Origin of the sequence: Stenotrophomonas maltophilia group sp. Smal32 (assembly GCF_030237085.1) — a bacterium.
Classification (GTDB): domain Bacteria; phylum Pseudomonadota; class Gammaproteobacteria; order Xanthomonadales; family Xanthomonadaceae; genus Stenotrophomonas; species Stenotrophomonas maltophilia_Q.
In genome coordinates this window covers 1-15,494 of the sequence record NZ_JASJSI010000053.1, presented here as the reverse complement: position 1 = coordinate 15,494, position 15,494 = coordinate 1, and the positions used below count along the sequence as shown (strand labels likewise).

16 protein-coding genes are annotated in these 15,494 nt (G+C 68.2%); 9 read left to right on the top strand and 7 right to left on the bottom strand.

What is annotated here, in order from left to right; genetic code table 11:
- The first annotated feature begins 240 nt into the window (after positions 1-240).
- Together QRO91_RS13680 and QRO91_RS13675 are read left to right on the top strand one after the other, a co-directional pair.
- Positions 241-2,562: a DUF1631 domain-containing protein gene (locus tag QRO91_RS13680; RefSeq protein WP_197620615.1), complete on the top strand. Its 2,322-nt coding sequence runs from the start codon at positions 241-243 to the stop codon at positions 2,560-2,562.
- Positions 2,563-2,613: 51 nt separating this feature from the next.
- Positions 2,614-3,693 (top strand): NAD(P) transhydrogenase subunit alpha, encoded by a 1,080-nt coding sequence (locus QRO91_RS13675; RefSeq protein ID WP_197620613.1) that lies wholly within the window; start codon positions 2,614-2,616, stop codon positions 3,691-3,693.
- Positions 3,694-3,795: 102 nt separating this feature from the next.
- Here QRO91_RS13675 and QRO91_RS13670 read toward each other — a convergent pair whose 3' ends face one another.
- Genes QRO91_RS13670 through QRO91_RS13660 form a run of 3 tightly spaced genes read right to left on the bottom strand, consistent with a single transcriptional unit; the run spans position 3,796 to position 5,168 of the window.
- A complete protein-coding gene (locus QRO91_RS13670; protein WP_049428764.1) occupies positions 3,796-4,257 on the bottom strand; it encodes a DUF3106 domain-containing protein in 462 nt (153 codons plus the stop codon).
- 3 nt (positions 4,258-4,260) lie between these two features.
- Complete coding sequence (locus QRO91_RS13665) at positions 4,261-4,587, bottom strand: hypothetical protein (RefSeq protein ID WP_197620611.1); 327 nt, start codon at positions 4,585-4,587, stop codon at positions 4,261-4,263.
- Positions 4,584-5,168: an RNA polymerase sigma factor gene (locus QRO91_RS13660; RefSeq protein WP_080354992.1), complete on the bottom strand. Its 585-nt coding sequence runs from the start codon at positions 5,166-5,168 to the stop codon at positions 4,584-4,586. The genes QRO91_RS13665 and QRO91_RS13660 overlap by 4 nt, the downstream gene beginning before the upstream one ends.
- 98 nt (positions 5,169-5,266) lie before the next feature.
- Here QRO91_RS13660 and QRO91_RS13655 point away from each other — a divergent pair, with 98 nt between their 5' ends.
- Together QRO91_RS13655 and QRO91_RS13650 are read left to right on the top strand one after the other, a co-directional pair.
- Positions 5,267-5,587 (top strand): NAD(P) transhydrogenase subunit alpha, encoded by a 321-nt coding sequence (locus QRO91_RS13655; RefSeq protein WP_049428770.1) that lies wholly within the window; start codon positions 5,267-5,269, stop codon positions 5,585-5,587.
- On the top strand, positions 5,584-7,044 hold the full coding sequence (locus QRO91_RS13650) for an NAD(P)(+) transhydrogenase (Re/Si-specific) subunit beta (protein ID WP_197620609.1): 1,461 nt from the start codon (positions 5,584-5,586) through the stop codon (positions 7,042-7,044). The genes QRO91_RS13655 and QRO91_RS13650 overlap by 4 nt, the downstream gene beginning before the upstream one ends.
- Before the next feature lie 115 nt (positions 7,045-7,159).
- On the opposite strand, the gene QRO91_RS13645 is transcribed toward QRO91_RS13650, so the two are convergent.
- Entirely contained in the window at positions 7,160-7,579 is a 420-nt protein-coding gene (locus QRO91_RS13645) for a hypothetical protein (RefSeq protein WP_197620607.1), read from the bottom strand.
- A 121-nt stretch (positions 7,580-7,700) separates the two neighbouring features.
- Here QRO91_RS13645 and sufT point away from each other — a divergent pair, with 121 nt between their 5' ends.
- From sufT to QRO91_RS13630, 3 genes are all read left to right on the top strand, one after another.
- The gene (gene sufT / locus QRO91_RS13640; RefSeq protein ID WP_012479222.1) at positions 7,701-8,252 is read left to right on the top strand and encodes a putative Fe-S cluster assembly protein SufT; all 552 of its coding nucleotides are present in this window, start codon (positions 7,701-7,703) and stop codon (positions 8,250-8,252) included.
- 59 nt (positions 8,253-8,311) lie between these two features.
- Positions 8,312-9,406, top strand: a complete 1,095-nt coding sequence (locus tag QRO91_RS13635) for a branched-chain amino acid aminotransferase (protein WP_049428774.1) — start codon at positions 8,312-8,314, stop codon at positions 9,404-9,406.
- Positions 9,407-9,856: 450 nt separating this feature from the next.
- Positions 9,857-11,596, top strand: coding sequence for a S8 family peptidase (locus QRO91_RS13630; RefSeq protein ID WP_049428776.1), 1,740 nt, complete (start codon positions 9,857-9,859; stop codon positions 11,594-11,596).
- A gap of 189 nt (positions 11,597-11,785) precedes the next feature.
- Here the strand turns inward: QRO91_RS13630 and QRO91_RS13625 are convergent, their stop codons facing one another.
- The 3 genes from QRO91_RS13625 to wrbA form a co-directional block, all read right to left on the bottom strand.
- Positions 11,786-12,271, bottom strand: coding sequence for an asparaginase domain-containing protein (locus QRO91_RS13625; protein ID WP_040009892.1), 486 nt, complete (start codon positions 12,269-12,271; stop codon positions 11,786-11,788).
- A 79-nt stretch (positions 12,272-12,350) separates the two neighbouring features.
- The gene (locus tag QRO91_RS13620; protein WP_049428779.1) at positions 12,351-12,686 is read right to left on the bottom strand and encodes a DUF2069 domain-containing protein; all 336 of its coding nucleotides are present in this window, start codon (positions 12,684-12,686) and stop codon (positions 12,351-12,353) included.
- Entirely contained in the window at positions 12,683-13,276 is a 594-nt protein-coding gene (gene wrbA, locus QRO91_RS13615; RefSeq protein WP_005408181.1) for an NAD(P)H:quinone oxidoreductase, read from the bottom strand. Before wrbA ends, QRO91_RS13620 begins: the two co-directional genes overlap by 4 nt.
- Positions 13,277-13,353: 77 nt before the next feature.
- Here wrbA and QRO91_RS13610 point away from each other — a divergent pair, with 77 nt between their 5' ends.
- Positions 13,354-14,628 (top strand): YihY family inner membrane protein, encoded by a 1,275-nt coding sequence (locus QRO91_RS13610; RefSeq protein WP_049428781.1) that lies wholly within the window; start codon positions 13,354-13,356, stop codon positions 14,626-14,628.
- Positions 14,625-15,197: a TlpA disulfide reductase family protein gene (locus QRO91_RS13605; RefSeq protein ID WP_049428782.1), complete on the top strand. Its 573-nt coding sequence runs from the start codon at positions 14,625-14,627 to the stop codon at positions 15,195-15,197. Before QRO91_RS13610 ends, QRO91_RS13605 begins: the two co-directional genes overlap by 4 nt.
- Positions 15,198-15,494: the final 297 nt, after the last annotated feature.

Here is a 15,494-nt window from a genome sequence, read left to right as displayed (position 1 = left end):
GTGATGAACGTCATGCCACTGGCGGGAAACGGACGGCCGCTTCCCCTCGCCTCGCAGGCCTTGCACGGCTTACGATATCTACCTTGCCGGGCCGCCGGTCATGAGGTTTGAAGTGAGGACTGTTTCACTGTCCGTGACGGGCTGGCCGGCCTACCATCGACGTACCGGTACATGGGGTGTGCCGGTTGTCGCGATGTCCACGTTGTCTGTCGTACCAGAGAAGGTGGGGAGCCTTCCCGAATGATGAGCGCGCCCACACCGATGGGATCGCCGGGCCGTGACCCGGCCCAGCTCCAGCTTGCCCGGGACATGGTCCTGCCCGCGCTGTGCCAGGCCTTCGGCGCGGCACTGGCGCGCTTCGACGATGCCCTGTTCGATCGGGCCGGCAATGCCGGTTCGTCGCAGCTGCTGTTCCTGGATGCGATGCGCGAACTGCGCCGCCGCCGCGAGGACATTGCCGGTGCCTTCTCTGGCCACCTGCAGCGGGCCTGGGATGCGCTGGCCAGTGGTGAGCCCATGTCGGCCGAATCGACGCTGTCCGGCCCAGCCGAGGATGGCCTGAGCCTGCTGGCCGAGCACGTGCTGGAGTCGCGGCTGGCGGTGCGCAATTTCGCCACGGTGCTGCTGCGTGACTTCAAGCCGGTCCTGGCGCGGCTCGACCGCCGCCTGGGCCGTCTGATCGGCGGCGCCGAACTGGATGCCGACCATAATCCCATCAGCCCCGAACACCTGGGCGTGGCTATCCACGAAGCCTTTGCCGGCTGCGAACTGGCTCCGGAAGTGCACCTGGTGCTGATCAAGCTGTGCGAGCGCGACCTGCGCGCGCCGGTGGGTCGCATCTACGAGAAGCTGGACGAGCAACTGGCCGCGGCCGGGGTGATGTCGCAGACGGGAGCGCCGCGGCGTCCACTGTCGGCGGCGCCCGACCCGCGCATGGCCTCGGGCCTGGATGACCTGGTGGAGCAGCGCCCGGGCACGGGCCTGGACGGCGAATTCGGTGATGACGAGCAGGCCGCGCCGGCCTGGGCGCAGCGCTTTGCCGCACGCTGGTCCGAGCGGCGTGGGCACATGCAGCAGCACCTGGGCGCCGAAGACGGCGGCACCGGCGACGCCCATGCGGGCCAGCAGGGCATGCTGCTGGAGGCGCTGCACGAACTGCTGCAGCAGACCCGCCACGTGCGCGAGGACGCGACGTCGGCCGCACAGGTGGCGATCGGCCAGCAGCGTCCGCTCAGCCAGCGCGAGATGATGTCGGTGCTGTCGCTGCTGCAGGCCACGCCCAGTGCGACCCTGCGCGCGGCGATCGGCGAGGACGGCGAATCGTTGGCGCAGCGGTTGAAGAGCGAAGTGCTGTCCAGCGCCACCCGTCTCGGTGTCGATCCGGGCCAGACCCGGCTGGACCCGCAGGACGAGGATGCGATCGACCTGGTGGGCATGCTGTTCGACGTGATGCTGGACGAGCGCGAACTGGAAGGCCGCTCGCGCGAGCTGATCGGCCGCCTGGTGGTGCCGTTCGTCAAGGTCGCGATGCTCGACCGCCGCATGTTCGTGCAGAAGACCCATCCGGCGCGCAAGCTGCTCAACTCGCTGGCCGAGGCCTGCGAAGGCAACACCGGCGAAAGCCAGGCCGAGCGCATGCTGATGGCCAAGGTCGAGGAGATCATCGAGCGCCTGGTTGCCGAGTTCAACGAGAACCTGGCGATCTTCCTGACCCTGGAAGAGGAATTCCGCGAGTTCCTGGTGCAGCACCGCCGTCGCGTGGAAATCGCCGAGCGCCGCGCCGCCGAAACGCAGCGTGGCCAGGAAAAACTGGAAATGGCCCGCACCCGCGCCGGCGCCGAACTGGACCGCCGCATCGGTGATGCCACCCTGCCGCCGGCCATCGCCGAATTCCTGCGCCAGCCGTGGCAGCACCACCTGACCCTGGCGCTGCTGCGCGAGGGCGAGGAGGGCGCATCGGTGGCCGAGGCGCTGAGCCTGGGCGACGGCCTGCTGGAGGAAGTGGCCGAGGCCCGCCGCCAGATCGTCGGCAAGCCGTGGCTGCAGGCCTGGCAGCCGGTGCTGGCCAAGGTGTTCGCCAGCGTTGGCGTGCATGGCGACGCCGCCACCGGCGCCATCGATGCCCTGCATGACACCCTGCAGGGCATTGCCGAATCGCGGCCGGAACTGCAGCGCGGGCTGCCGGAACTGCCGCAGGTCGTACTGCCCGCGCCACCGGTAGCCGAATCGCCGGCGGTGGAGCTGAGCGGCCAGATCGATGCCGATGATTTCGACAATGCCGACGCCGATCGCTTCCGTCGAATGGAGATCGGCAACTGGCTGGATTTCGTCGACAAGGACGGCAAGGTGCAGGCCGGCAAGCTGTCCTGGGTCAGCCCGATTTCCTCGCGCCTGCTGTTCGTCAACCGTCGTGGCGTGCGCTTCTGCGTAGCCTCGCCGGAGGAACTGGCGGTGATGGTGCGGCTGGGACGTCTGCGCGCCCATGTGGATGACGGTGCGTTCGACAGCGCGATGCAGGGCGTGATCGATCGGCTGGACCCGGGCAGCGCCACCCTGCACTGAGTGGAGCCGCCTGCTAGGATCGGGAAAACTCACCGATCAGCGGGGACCTGCATGGCCGTAGCGTTGCTGGGGATCAAGGAGACCGTGCCGGGCGAACGGCGCGTGGCGCTGACACCGGAGACCGCGCGCAAGCTCGGCGCCCTGGGCATCACTGTCTGGTACGAGCCCGGCGCCGGACTGGCCGCAGGTTTCACCGATGCCGCCTATGACGATGCCGGTGCCCGCGCGTTCGATGCCAGCCGCTGGGCCGAAATCGACATCCTGTTGTGCGTGCAGGCGCCGGCGGTGGCGGTGCTGGATCAGCTCAAGCCGGGTGCCACCGTGGTTGGCCTGTTGACTCCTGCCAGTGATCCGGCCCTGGCGGCACTGGCTGCCGATGACCGCCTGCACCTGTTCCCGCTGCAGCAGCTGCCGCGCACCACCCGTGCGCAGGCGATGGATGTGCTCAGTTCACAGGCCGGCATGGCCGGTTACAAGGCCGCGTTGATCGCCGCCGAACGCGCACCCCGTTTCTTCCCGATGCTGACCACCGCTGCCGGCACCGTGCGTCCGGCCAAGGTGCTGGTGATCGGTGCCGGCGTGGCGGGACTGCAGGCCATTGCCACTGCCCGGCGCCTCGGTGCCCAGGTGGAAGGCTTCGACGTGCGCCCGGAAACCCGCGAGCAGATCCAGTCGCTGGGCGCCCGTTTCCTCGACCTGGGGGTGAGCGCGGCCGGCGAGGGCGGTTACGCGCGCGCGTTGACCGATGAGGAGCGAGCCGAGCAGCAGCGCCGCCTGGCCGATCACCTGCGCGGCGTGGATGTGGTGATCTGCACGGCGGCGGTACCGGGGCGCCCGGCACCCACCATCGTCACTGCGGCGATGGTGGAAGGCATGGCCACTGGCAGCGTGATCGTGGACCTGGCCGCCGAGAGCGGTGGCAACTGCGCACTGACCCGGCCGGGGCAATGCATCGAACACCAGGGCGTGACCATCGACGGCCCGCTGGGCCTGGCCAGTCGCGGCGCGACCCAGGCCAGCGAGATGTATGCGCGCAACCTGCTGAACTTCGTCGCGCTGTTCGTGCGCGAGGGGCAGCTGGCGTTCGACTGGGACGACGAGTTGCTGGCCAAGACACGCTGGCAGGCGTGAACCTGATATGCCTCCTGTAGAGCCGAGCCCATGCTCGGCTTGCGCAGGCGCGATAAAGCAGCCGAGCTTGGGCTCGGCTCTACAAAGGGTTGAACGCTGCCTTTACCGCGGCTTGGCCGGCGGCGGGTTGTCGCGCACCCAGTCCTTGCGCTGTTCCGGCGTCATCTGCGACCAGCGCTCACGCAGGGCGTCGCGCTGCGCCGGTGGCATGTCGCGCATCTGACCGAACAGTGCCCGGGCCTGCTCACGCTGTTCCGGGCTCATGTGCTCGAAGCGGCGCAGACCACGGCGCGCCTTGTCACGTTCCTCCGGGCTCATCGATTGCCAGCGCTGGCCGTGCGACAGCATGCGTTGGCGCTGGCTGGCATCGGCGCTGTTCCAGCGGTCGCGCAGCGGTGCCAGCAGCGATTCGCGCTGGGCTTCACTCAGCTGTTCCCACGCCGGCAGCGGTGCGGCCGGTACAGGACGTGGGGCCGCAGCGGGTGCAGCAGTCTGCGCCAGCGCGGGGACGGCCGGCAGCAGCGACAGGGTCAACAGCAGCGGCAGCAGGTTGAATCGGGGCATGGTTCACTCCATCGCCAGGTCGGTATCGCCCAGCCACAGGTACAGATCGGGATTTTCGTCATATAGCGCGCTGTTGTCTTCTACCGAGGCCAGCACCGGGGCCGGCGCTGGGCCCGACAGGGGGCTGTGGCCGCTGAACTGCAGGCCGATACCCAGTGCCACCACCAGCGAACAGGCGCTGGCCAGCCACCAGCGCAGGCGCCCGTGCCGGGCCGCGCTGGCGCCGTGGCGGGCCTGGCGCAGCTGTGCCAGCGTGGCCGGCGACAGTGCCTGCAGCGACTGCGCGTGCAGGCTGCGCAGGATGTCATCGGAGGGCAGGGAGCGGTTCACGGGTGGGTCTCCAGGTAGTCCTGCAGCGCCTGCCGGGCGCGTGCCAGATGGGTTTTTACCGCGCCTTCGCTGCAGCCCATGGCGCGGGCGGTGGTGGCCCCGTCCAGGTCCTGCAGCACGCGCAGGGTGAAGGCTTCTCGCTGGCGGGCGGGCAGGGTACGCAGTGCCTGCACCAGCTGCTGGTACTGCTGGCGCTGTTCGTGCGCCTGCGCCGGGTCCGGGCCGGGATCGGCCCAGTCGATCCCGCCACCGTCGGCATCCTGGTTGTCGCGCCAGAACGGCAGGCGGAAACGGCGTCGACGCTGCAGGTCGATCACGCGCCGGCGCAGGATGCTCCAGAACAGCGGCGCCCATTCGGCGGCCGGCTTGTCGGCGTAGTCCAGCATGCGCATCAGGGCGTCCTGCACTGCGTCCATGGCGTCGTCGCGCTGGCGCAGGCCGGCCTCAGCGAAGCGGAATGCGCGCGGGCCGACGCTGGCCAGGAACACTTCCAGCGACGCCGGCAGGGCATCGGTCTCGGCGCTCGGGGGGACAGGGCTGCTCACCAGCACAGGGTACGGTTCCTCGCTCGGGGTCACCATCGACAACGCGTGAGCGCGGCTTCGGTTGACCGTGGGCGCGCGCCGGGTTCAGCCCGTGGTTATGATGGGCCGACGAAGACAGAGCGGGAGCGTTGCCAGTGAGTGACGGGTTCGTGGCGCTGTACATCTTCATGCTGGCGGCCATCGCCGGCCACGTGATCATTTCGCGGGTGCCGGTGATCCTGCATACCCCGCTGATGTCGGGTTCCAACTTCATCCACGGCATCGTGCTGATCGGCGCGATGGTGGTGCTGGGGCACGCGCAGACGCCACTGGAAAAGGCGCTGGGCTTCCTCGCCGTGGTGCTGGGTGCCGGCAACGCTGCCGGTGGGTACGTGGTCACCGCGCGCATGCTGGAAATGTTCAAGCCGAGCGCGCCCAAGGGTGCCAAGGACGAACCGAAGGAGCCGCAGGCTTGAACATCAGTACCGTCGAACTGCTCGACTGGCTGGTCAAGGCCAGCTACCTCGTCGCCGCCACGCTGTTCCTGCTCGGCCTGCAGCGGATGGCCTCGCCGCTGACCGCGCGCAGCGGCATCCGCTGGGCCGGGCTGGGCATGCTGCTGGCTACGGCGGCAACCTTCTTCCTGCCCGAACTGCACAACGTGCCGCTGATCCTGGTGGCGCTGCTGCTTGGCGCGGGCCTGGCCTGGTGGTCGGCCGGCAAGGTCGCCATCACCGACATGCCGCAGATGGTGGCGCTGTACAACGGCATGGGCGGCGGCTCGGCGGCGGCCATCGGCGCGGTGGAACTGCTGCGCTATTCCTTCCTGGCCCACCGCGATACCAGCCACTGGAGCGCGCAGGCGCTGGCCGACCTGGCCGCGCGCCAGCCATCGGGCACGGTGCTGCTGCTGGCGGTGGTCGGCGCGGCGATCGGCGCGGTGTCGCTGTCCGGCTCGGTGATCGCCTGGGCCAAGCTGGATGGACGGCTGGACAAGCGCGTGACCTGGCCCGGCCAGCAGGTGATGAATCTGCTGGTGGCGCTGGCGGTGGTGGTGCTGGCGATCATCGCGGCCAGCACGCTCAGTAGCTGGTCCATCGTCGCCTTCTTCGTGCTGGCACTGGCGCTGGGCGTGCTGATGACGCTGCCGATCGGCGGTGCCGACATGCCGGTGGTGATCTCGCTGTACAACGCGTTCACCGGCCTGGCGGTGTCGTTCGAAGGCTATGTGCTGGGCAACGAGGCGCTGATCATCGCCGGCATGATGGTTGGCGCGGCTGGCATCCTGCTGACCCGGTTGATGGCCAAGGCGATGAACCGTCCGATCCGCAACGTGCTGTTCTCCAACTTCGGCGGTGGTGCCGGTGGCGAAGGGCAGGCGATCAGCGGCTCGCAGAAGCCGATCGAAGCGGCCGACGTCGCTGCGATGATGGCCTTCGCCGAGCGCGTGGTGATCGTGCCCGGCTACGGCATGGCCGTAGCCCAGGCGCAGCACAAGATCTGGGAACTGGCGCAGCGGCTGGGCCAGCGTGGGGTCAAGGTGAAGTTCGCGATCCACCCGGTGGCGGGGCGCATGCCCGGGCACATGAACGTGCTGCTGGCCGAGGCGGGCGTGCCCTACGACCTGATCGCCGACATGGACGACATCAACCCGGAGTTCGCCAACACCGACGTGGTGCTGGTGATCGGCGCCAACGACGTGGTCAATCCGGTCGCACGAACCGATCCGTCCAGCCCGATCTACGGCATGCCGGTGCTGGACGTGGTCAATGCGCGCAACGTGGTGGTGATCAAGCGCGGCAAGGGCACCGGCTTTGCCGGCATCGAGAATGCGCTGTTCTATGCCGACAACACCCGCATGCTGTACGGCGACGGTGCCGAAGCGGCGGCCTCGCTGGTCAGTGAGTTGAAGGCGCTCGACGGCGGGCATTGAGATCCGGGGTCGGATCCCTTTCCACAGGAAAGGGCTCTGACCCCATATGCGCAGTCTCATCCACGCGTGGCGTGGATCTACCCGGGAAGCACAACGCGCACGGGGGCCATCGCGCTCAGCGCGCCAGCCAGGCACCCACGGCAACACCCACGGCCAGCCAGATCCATTCCACCGCGCCGTTGGCCAGGGTGATCAGGGTCCAGGCCAGGTGCGGGCCCATGCGCAGGCTGGCGTCCCACAGGTCCAGCCCGATCGAGCCGCCCATCCAGGCGCTGGCGATGGTCCAGTTGGCCACGGCGGCCACCAGCAGGGTGCCCACCACGACCAGTGCGATGCGCAGCCGGCCCGGGCCGAGCGTACCCATGCGCAGCATGAACACCAGTTCCAGGGCGGTCAGTACCGCCATCCACCCGACCTGCCGGCCGGTCATCAGTGCCAGCACCATCCAGGCAAGGGGAGCAACAAGCAGGCCCAGCAACAACATGAGGGGCCAGAGCCAGGTGACGGTCCTGGCACGCGCGGCATTGGAGGACATCGAAGCTCCCTGAAGATCACCCACAGGATACTGTGGTTTGCGGCGGTGCACCGGCGGTGCCGGGGCGGCTGGGCTAGAATGCCGTCTTGCGTGGCCTGGCCACGGCCCCATATCGGTCCCCATGTATTCCCGTAGCAGCGAACCTGTCCACTTCGAACGCGATTGCGAGGCCGTGATGGTCCCGCAGGGCGATACCGTGACCCTGCCCGCCGGCAGCTATGGGTACATCACCCAGGCGCTGGGCGGCAGTTATTCGGTGTTCGTCGAGGGCAACCTGTTCCGCATTGCTGGCAAGGACGGCGACGCCATCGGCAAGGAGGCACCGGCACCGCTCGAACTGCCTGCCGATGCCACCGATGAACAGGTGGAACAGCTGGTGTGGCAGCAGCTGCGCACCTGCTTTGACCCGGAAATTCCGGTGAACATCGTCGAACTGGGCCTGGTCTACGAGGTCGAGATCAAGCACCTGGACGAAGGCCAGCGCGAGATCGACGTGAAGATGACCCTGACCGCACCGGGCTGCGGCATGGGCGACATCCTGGTCGACGACGTGCGCAGCAAGCTTGAAATGATCCCGACGGTGGCCGAGGCCGACGTCGACCTGGTGTTCGACCCGCCGTGGAACCAGCACATGATGTCCGAGGCGGCCCGGCTCGAGACCGGCATGCTTTGACCCAGGGCCCGCAGTTACGCGGGCCCGGCACTACCCGCAACCAGAACAGGAATCCTCCGGTGTCCCAGTCCATTCCCAGCTTCGCCGTCACCCGTTCGGACCACCCGCGCAGCGCTGAAGAGCGCGCCCAGATCCTGGAAAAGCCGGGCTTCGGCCTGCACTTCACCGATCACATGGTGGAAGTGCGCTGGGACAAGGACGCCGGCTGGCACAACGCCAACGTGCGTGCCTACGGCCCGCTGCAGCTGGACCCGGCCGCGGCCGTGCTGCACTACGGCCAGGAGATCTTCGAAGGCATCAAGGCCTACCGCCATGCCGATGGCTCGATCTGGACCTTCCGCCCGGATGCCAATGGCCGTCGCCTGCAGCGTTCGGCACAGCGCCTGGCGCTGCCGGAACTGCCGGTGGAGATCTTCGTCGAATCGCTGAAGCAGCTGATCGCCGTGGACAGCGCCTGGGTGCCGTCGGCCGATGAGTCGAGCCTGTACTTCCGTCCGTTCATGATCGGCGACGAAGCCTTCCTCGGCGTGCGCGGCGCGCACAAGGCCGGCTACTACGTCATCGCCAGCCCGGCCGGCCCGTACTTCGCCAAGGGCGTTGCCCCGGTGTCGATCTGGCTGTCCACCGAATACGCGCGTGCGGCCAAGGGCGGCACCGGCGCCGCCAAGTGCGGTGGCAATTACGCCGCCTCGCTGCTGCCGCAGCAGAAGGCGCAGGCGCAGGGCTGTTCGCAGGTGCTGTTCCTGGACCCGGTCGAAGGCAAGTACCTGGAAGAACTGGGCGGCATGAACGTCTTCCTGGTCTACAAGGACGGCACCCTGGTCACCCCGGAACTGTCTGGCAGCATCCTGGAAGGCATCACCCGCGAGAGCATCCTGCAGCTGGCGCGCGACCGTGGCATGAAGGTCGAAGAGCGCAAGGTCACCATCGATGAGTGGAAGCAGGGCGTGACCTCCGGCGATATCGCCGAAGTGTTCGCCTGCGGTACCGCGGCGGTGGTCACCCCGATCGGCCAGCTGAAGGGCGAGGGCTTCTCGGTCGGCGACATCAACGCCCCGGCCGGCGAAGTGACCATGTCGCTGCGCAAGGAACTGACCGACATCCAGTACGGCCGCCTGCCGGACCGCCACAACTGGCTGGTCAAGCTGGGCTGATCGTCCGCGGTCAACTGTAGAGCCGAGCCCACGCTCGGCTGATTTTCCGGAAAGCCCGTCCCCGTGACGGGCTTTCTGCGTTATGGGCCTGGGGTCAGATCCCTTTTCCATAGGAAAAGGATCTGACCCCGAAACAGCGGACGCCGATGTCGGCAAAGTCATTCCAGGACACGTGACGACCCAGTCAGGTCTGTGCAGGACACGAGAAAGTTCCTTCACCTTCACAAACCCTTGACCCGAAAAGTCTCAGAACGAACATTTCATCTTGCTGAAAAGACGCTGAAAATCTTGTGGTGTCCGGTTTCGGCCATTAGCGTCATCTGCACGGCGGATCGTTAGGGGGATCCGCTGACTCACCGGACTTCGAACCTCGCCAATGCAAGCCAGCCCATGGTTCGGGCCGGTGCTTCTGCCGATTCCGGCATTCACACCACAAGAAAGGGAAATACGATGTCCCAGGTAACGCAACCGCGTGTGCGTCGAGTGTGGGTGGTCCTTGGTGCGTCCGTTCTGTCATCGCTGCTGCTGGCCACGCCTGCGCTGGCCGGTGATGTCCAGCTCAGCGGCCTGCAGTCCGCGCCGACGCACCAGCGTTTCATCGTGAAGTACCGCGACGGCAGCGCCGCCGTGGCCAACACCACTGCGCTGGCTTCGTCGCTGAAGACGGCCGCCGCTGGCCTTGCCAGCAGCCAGGGCCGCGCGCTGGGCCTGCAGGAGGTCCGCAAGTTGGCCGTCGGCCCGACCCTGGTCAAGACCGACCGTCCGCTGGACCGGGCCGAATCCGAGCAGCTGATGCGCAAGCTGGCCGCCGACCCGAACGTGGAATACGTCGAAGTCGACCAGATCATGCGCGCGACGTTGACCCCGAACGACACCCGCTTCAGCGAGCAGTGGGGCTTCGGTACGTCCAACGCGGGCATCAACATCCGGCCGGCCTGGGACAAGTCGACCGGCACCGGCGTGGTGGTGGCGGTGATCGACACCGGCATCACCAACCATCCGGACCTCAACGCCAACATCCTGCCCGGCTACGACTTCATCAGTGACGCCGCGATGGCGCGCGACGGTGGCGGCCGCGACAACAACCCGAACGATGAAGGCGACTGGTACGGCGCCAACGAGTGTGGCTCGGGCATTCCGGCCTCCAACTCCAGCTGGCACGGCACCCACGTCGCCGGCACCGTGGCGGCGGTGACCAACAACGCCAGCGGCGTGGCTGGCACCGCGTTCAACGCCAAGGTCGTGCCGGTGCGCGTGCTCGGCAAGTGCGGCGGTTACACCTCCGACATCGCTGACGCGATCGTGTGGGCGTCCGGTGGCACTGTCAGTGGCGTGCCGGCCAATGCCAATCCGGCCGAGGTCATCAACCTTTCGCTGGGGGGGGGCGGCAGCTGCTCGACCACCTACCAGAATGCGATCAACGGCGCGGTCGGCCGTGGCACCACCGTGGTGGTCGCCGCCGGCAACAGCAACGCCAACGTGTCCAGCTCGGTGCCGGCCAACTGCCCGAACGTGATCGCGGTGGCGGCAACCACCTCGGCCGGTGCACGTGCCAGCTTCTCCAACTACGGCACCGGCATCGACATCTCGGCACCGGGCCAGAGCATCCTGTCCACCCTCAACACCGGCACCACCACGCCGGGCAGCGCGACCTACGCGTCGTACAACGGCACCTCGATGGCGGCGCCGCACGTGGCCGGCGTGGTCGCGCTGATGCAGTCGGTCGCCCCGAGCCCGCTGAGCCCGGCGCAGGTCGAGAGCATCATCAAGAGCACCGCACGTCCGCTGCCGGGCGCCTGCTCGGGCGGCTGCGGTGCCGGCATCATCGACGCCAATGCCGCAGTGGCTGCCGCGATCAACGGCGGTGGCACCAACCCGGGTGGCAACGTGCTGCAGAACAACGTGCCGGTGACTGGCCTGGGGGCCGCAACCGGTGCCGAGCTGAACTACACGGTCGCGGTTCCGGCCGGCAGCACCCAGCTGCGCGTGGCGATCAGTGGCGGCAGCGGTGATGCCGACCTGTACGTGCGCCAGGGCAGTGCCCCCACCGATACCACCTACACCTGCCGTCCGTACCTGAGCGGCAACAGCGAGACCTGCACCATCAACAGCCCTGCCGCCGGCACTTGGTATGTGCGGGTGAAGGCCTACAGCACCTTCTCGGGCCTGACCCTCAACGCCCAGTACTGAGCCCAAGCCCCTCTCCATGGGCACGCCCCGGCTTAGGCCGGGGCGTTTTCGTTTCTGTAGAGCCGAGCCCATGCTCGGCTGCTCCGGCTGCGGACCATTGTGCCGCGCTGGCGCGCGGTTGCCGAGCATGGTTCGACACTACAAGGGCAGCGCTTTGGCAGGTGCCGACTTTGGTCGGCACGCCGTTCCTCAGACCGACTCGAAGCGGTTCGCGGCCACGTTCTTGCGCACGTGCTGCGGGTCGAAAATCCGACCGTTCATGGCGATATAGACGCCGGTCGGCAGCGACTGCACCGCACCGATCGCACAGCCGATGTTGAACTCGGCATCCGAACCACGGAAGCGCGCCGGGCTGAGCGCGCCGGTCATCACGATGGTCTTGTCCGGAATCGTGGCCAGCACCTTGCCGGTCTGCACCATCGAATCGGTGCCGTGGGTCACCAGCACGTGGCGGGTCGGCTGCGCAGCGATGGTGGCGCGGATCAGTTCGCGGTCTTCATCGTTGATGTGCAGCGAATCCTTGCGCAGGATCGGAATCACGTTGAAGCGGAACGTGACGCCCAGCTCGCGCAGGATCATGCCGATCTGCGGATCGCCGATCTGGTAGTCCGACTTGTCGTCGAAGTAGATCTTGTCGATCGTGCCACCGGTGGTGACGACCAGGAGCTCTTCCATCATGTGCATGCGCGAAACCAGGACAGGTGCAGCGGCGCGGGGCCAGGAACGCAGATGATACGGCCCGGCGGGCGCAGCGTCAGCGTCGCTTGCCGAAGCGGGCGCGCAGCCCTGGCAGGCTGGCGCTGAAGATCACCAGCAGTGCCAGCGCGATCTCGATCAACGCCAGCCAGCGCGTTTCCGGGTGGCTCCAGGCGCTCATCACGCCATGGCTGAACCAGCCCAGCGCCAGCACCGAGGCCCAGAAACCGGCCTTGCGCCAGCCCAGGCGCAGCGCACAGGCCAGCGCCAGCGGCGGCGCGGTGAACACCAGCTGGGTGGCCAGCCAGTGCTTGTCATTGATGAACCAGCCTGCGAACAGCGCAGCCAGCCCCATCAGGGCCAACAGCAGGACCGTGCGCGGCGGCCGGTTCATCGGGCCAACCGCTGCGCGATGTCGGCCACCCGGCGGCCCAGCGCACGGGCCAGCACGGCCTCGTCGTCGGTCGGCTGCGGATCGTCGGCCGCACCGGCGACGTGGCTGGCGCCATAGGGCGTGCCGCCACTGGTGGTGTGGCTCAGCGCCGGCTCGGTGAACGGAATACCGACGATCACGCAGCCGTGGTGCAGCAGCGGCACCTGCATCGACAGCAGGGTCGATTCCTGCCCGCCGTGCATCGAGGCGGTAGAGGTGAACACGCCGGCCGGCTTGCCCGAGAGGGTGCCGTTGACCCATTCGGCGCCCAGCCCATCCAGGAAGTGCTTCACCGGGGCCGCCATGTTGCCGAAGCGGGTGGGGCTGCCGAGCAGCAGGCCCTGGCACTCGACCAGGTCCTGCACGCTCACATAGGGGGCGCCATCGTCGGGTACAGGCGGCTGCGCGGTCTGGGTCACCGCGGCCACCGGCGGCACCGTGCGCAGGCGCGCGCTCATGCCCGGCACTTCGCCGATGCCTCGCGCGATCTGGCGCGCCAGCCGTGCCACCGAACCGCCCCGGCTGTAGTACAGCACCAGAATCTCGCCCATCGTGCCCGCTTCTCCTCGTCGTGTGGCCACCAGTATGGCTATCCTGCCAGCATTCCGCATCGGGTACCCTTCCACCGATGGAACCTTTGGATACGCTCAACCTGTGGATGGAGCGCGCGCGGGATCGCGCACGGGCCATCAGTTTCGGCCGCTTCCTGTGGCATCGCTTCCTCGACGACCGCCTGTTCCAGGCAGCGGCGGCGCTGGCGTACACCACGGTGTTCGCACTGGTGCCGCTGGCCATCGTGGTGTTCGGCGTGCTCTCGGCCTTCCCCGTCTTCGACCGCTGGAGCGACCAGCTCAGCGATTACGTCTTCTCCAACTTCGTGCCCAATGCCGCGCGCGCGGCCGAGGGCTACCTGCGGCAGTTCTCGGCCAGTGCCGGCCAGCTCACCGCCGCCGGCTTCATCGCGCTGGTGGTGTCGCTGCTGATCACCCTCAACAGTGTTGAAGAGACCTTCAACCAGATATGGCGGGTCGGCTCGACCCGGCCCAAGCTGACCCGCTTCCTGGTCTACTGGACCGTACTGACGCTGGGCGCGATGCTTGCCGCCGCGTCGCTGGCAGTGTCGGCACGGGTGTTCGCGATGCCGCTGTTCGGCACCCAGGAGGGCCGCTGGCTGGCCGAGCTGGCGCTGCGGCTGGCGCCGATCCTGATCGAGTTCGTGTGCATCACGCTGATGTTCCGGGTGGTGCCGCACCACACGGTGAAGTGGCGGCACGCGGTGCCCGGCGCGATCCTGGCGGCGGTGATCCTGGAACTGGTGAAATGGGGCATCGGCGCCTACCTGGGCAGCTTCCAGTCCTACCAGAAGCTCTATGGCACGGTGGCCTTCGTGCCGATCCTGCTGCTGTGGATCTACCTGTGCTGGGTGGCGGTGCTGCTGGGCGCATCGCTGTCCTCGTCGATGGCGGCCTTCCGCTACCAGCCGGTGGAACTGCGCCTGCCGCAGGGCTACGAGTTCTATGGCCTGCTGCGCCTGCTGGGCCGCTTCCACCATGCCCGAGCCAAGGGCAAGGGCCTGGCTGACGATGAAATCCTGCGTCTGGAGCCGATGCTGACCGATTCGCTGCTGCAGGACCTGGCCTGCAACCTGCAGGAGATCGGCCTGCTGCGCCGCGACGAGCGCGGTGAGTGGCTGCTGTCGCGCGACCTGGACCAGGTCAGCCTGGCCGATCTGTACGAATGCACCCAGCTGCGCATCCCGGTGGCCGAGCAGCATCTGCCGTACCGGGACGACAGCCTGGGTCGCGCCGCACTGGCGGCACTGGACGACCTGCGACTGCCCCTGCGCGAACGCCTCAAGCGCAAGGTCAGCGATATCTACACCGAATCTGGAGACATGCCATGACCCGCAAGACCCCGTTGCTGCTGCTCCCGCTGGCCCTCCTGCTGGCGCTGGCAGCCTGCAAGCCGGCGCAGGAGCCGGCCCCGTCCAGCAGCCAGCCGCCGGCACAGGCACCGACGCCGGCCGCACCGGCCCCGGTCGAGGAAACCCCGGCCGAGCGCACCACCGCCGAGTTCCCGACACTGAAGATGAAGGCGGTGGATGGCAGCGACTACGACCTGGCCGCGCACCGCGGCAAGTGGGTGGTGGTGAACTTCTGGGCGACCTGGTGCGCGCCGTGCCGCAAGGAGATGCCGGAGCTGTCGGCGCTGCATGCGATGCGCAGCAACATTGAAGTGGTCGGCCTGGCCTACGAGGACATCGAAGCGCCGGAGATGCAGGCATTCCTGACCAAGCATCCGGTGACCTATCCGATCGTGATCGTCGACCCGTTCGACCCGCCGGCTGATTTCGCCACGCCGCGCGGCCTGCCGCTGACGCATCTCATCGATCCGCAGGGCAAGCTGGCGCACAGCTTCCTTGGCCCGGTGACTGCCGCCGACATCGAAAAGCAGATCGCTGCTGCCAGGTAGTGGGTTGGTCGGCAGGGCCTGCGGCCCTGCACCCGCAGTAGTGGGGGCCGCGGGGCGGCCACCCCCCGAAAAGCAAAAAACCAACCACAAACCCGTTTAAAGAGGGTATGCGGGGTGGGGGGGGGGGGGGGGGGGGGGGGCCCCCCCCCCCCCCCCGCCCCCGCGCGCGCGCCCCCCCCCCCCCGCCCCCCCCGCCCCCCCCCCCCCCCCCCCCCCCCCCCCCCCCCCCCCACCCCCCCCCCCCCCCCCCGCCCCGCGCCGCCGCGGGCGCTGGCCTGTACTGCCGTGCTGTTGTGG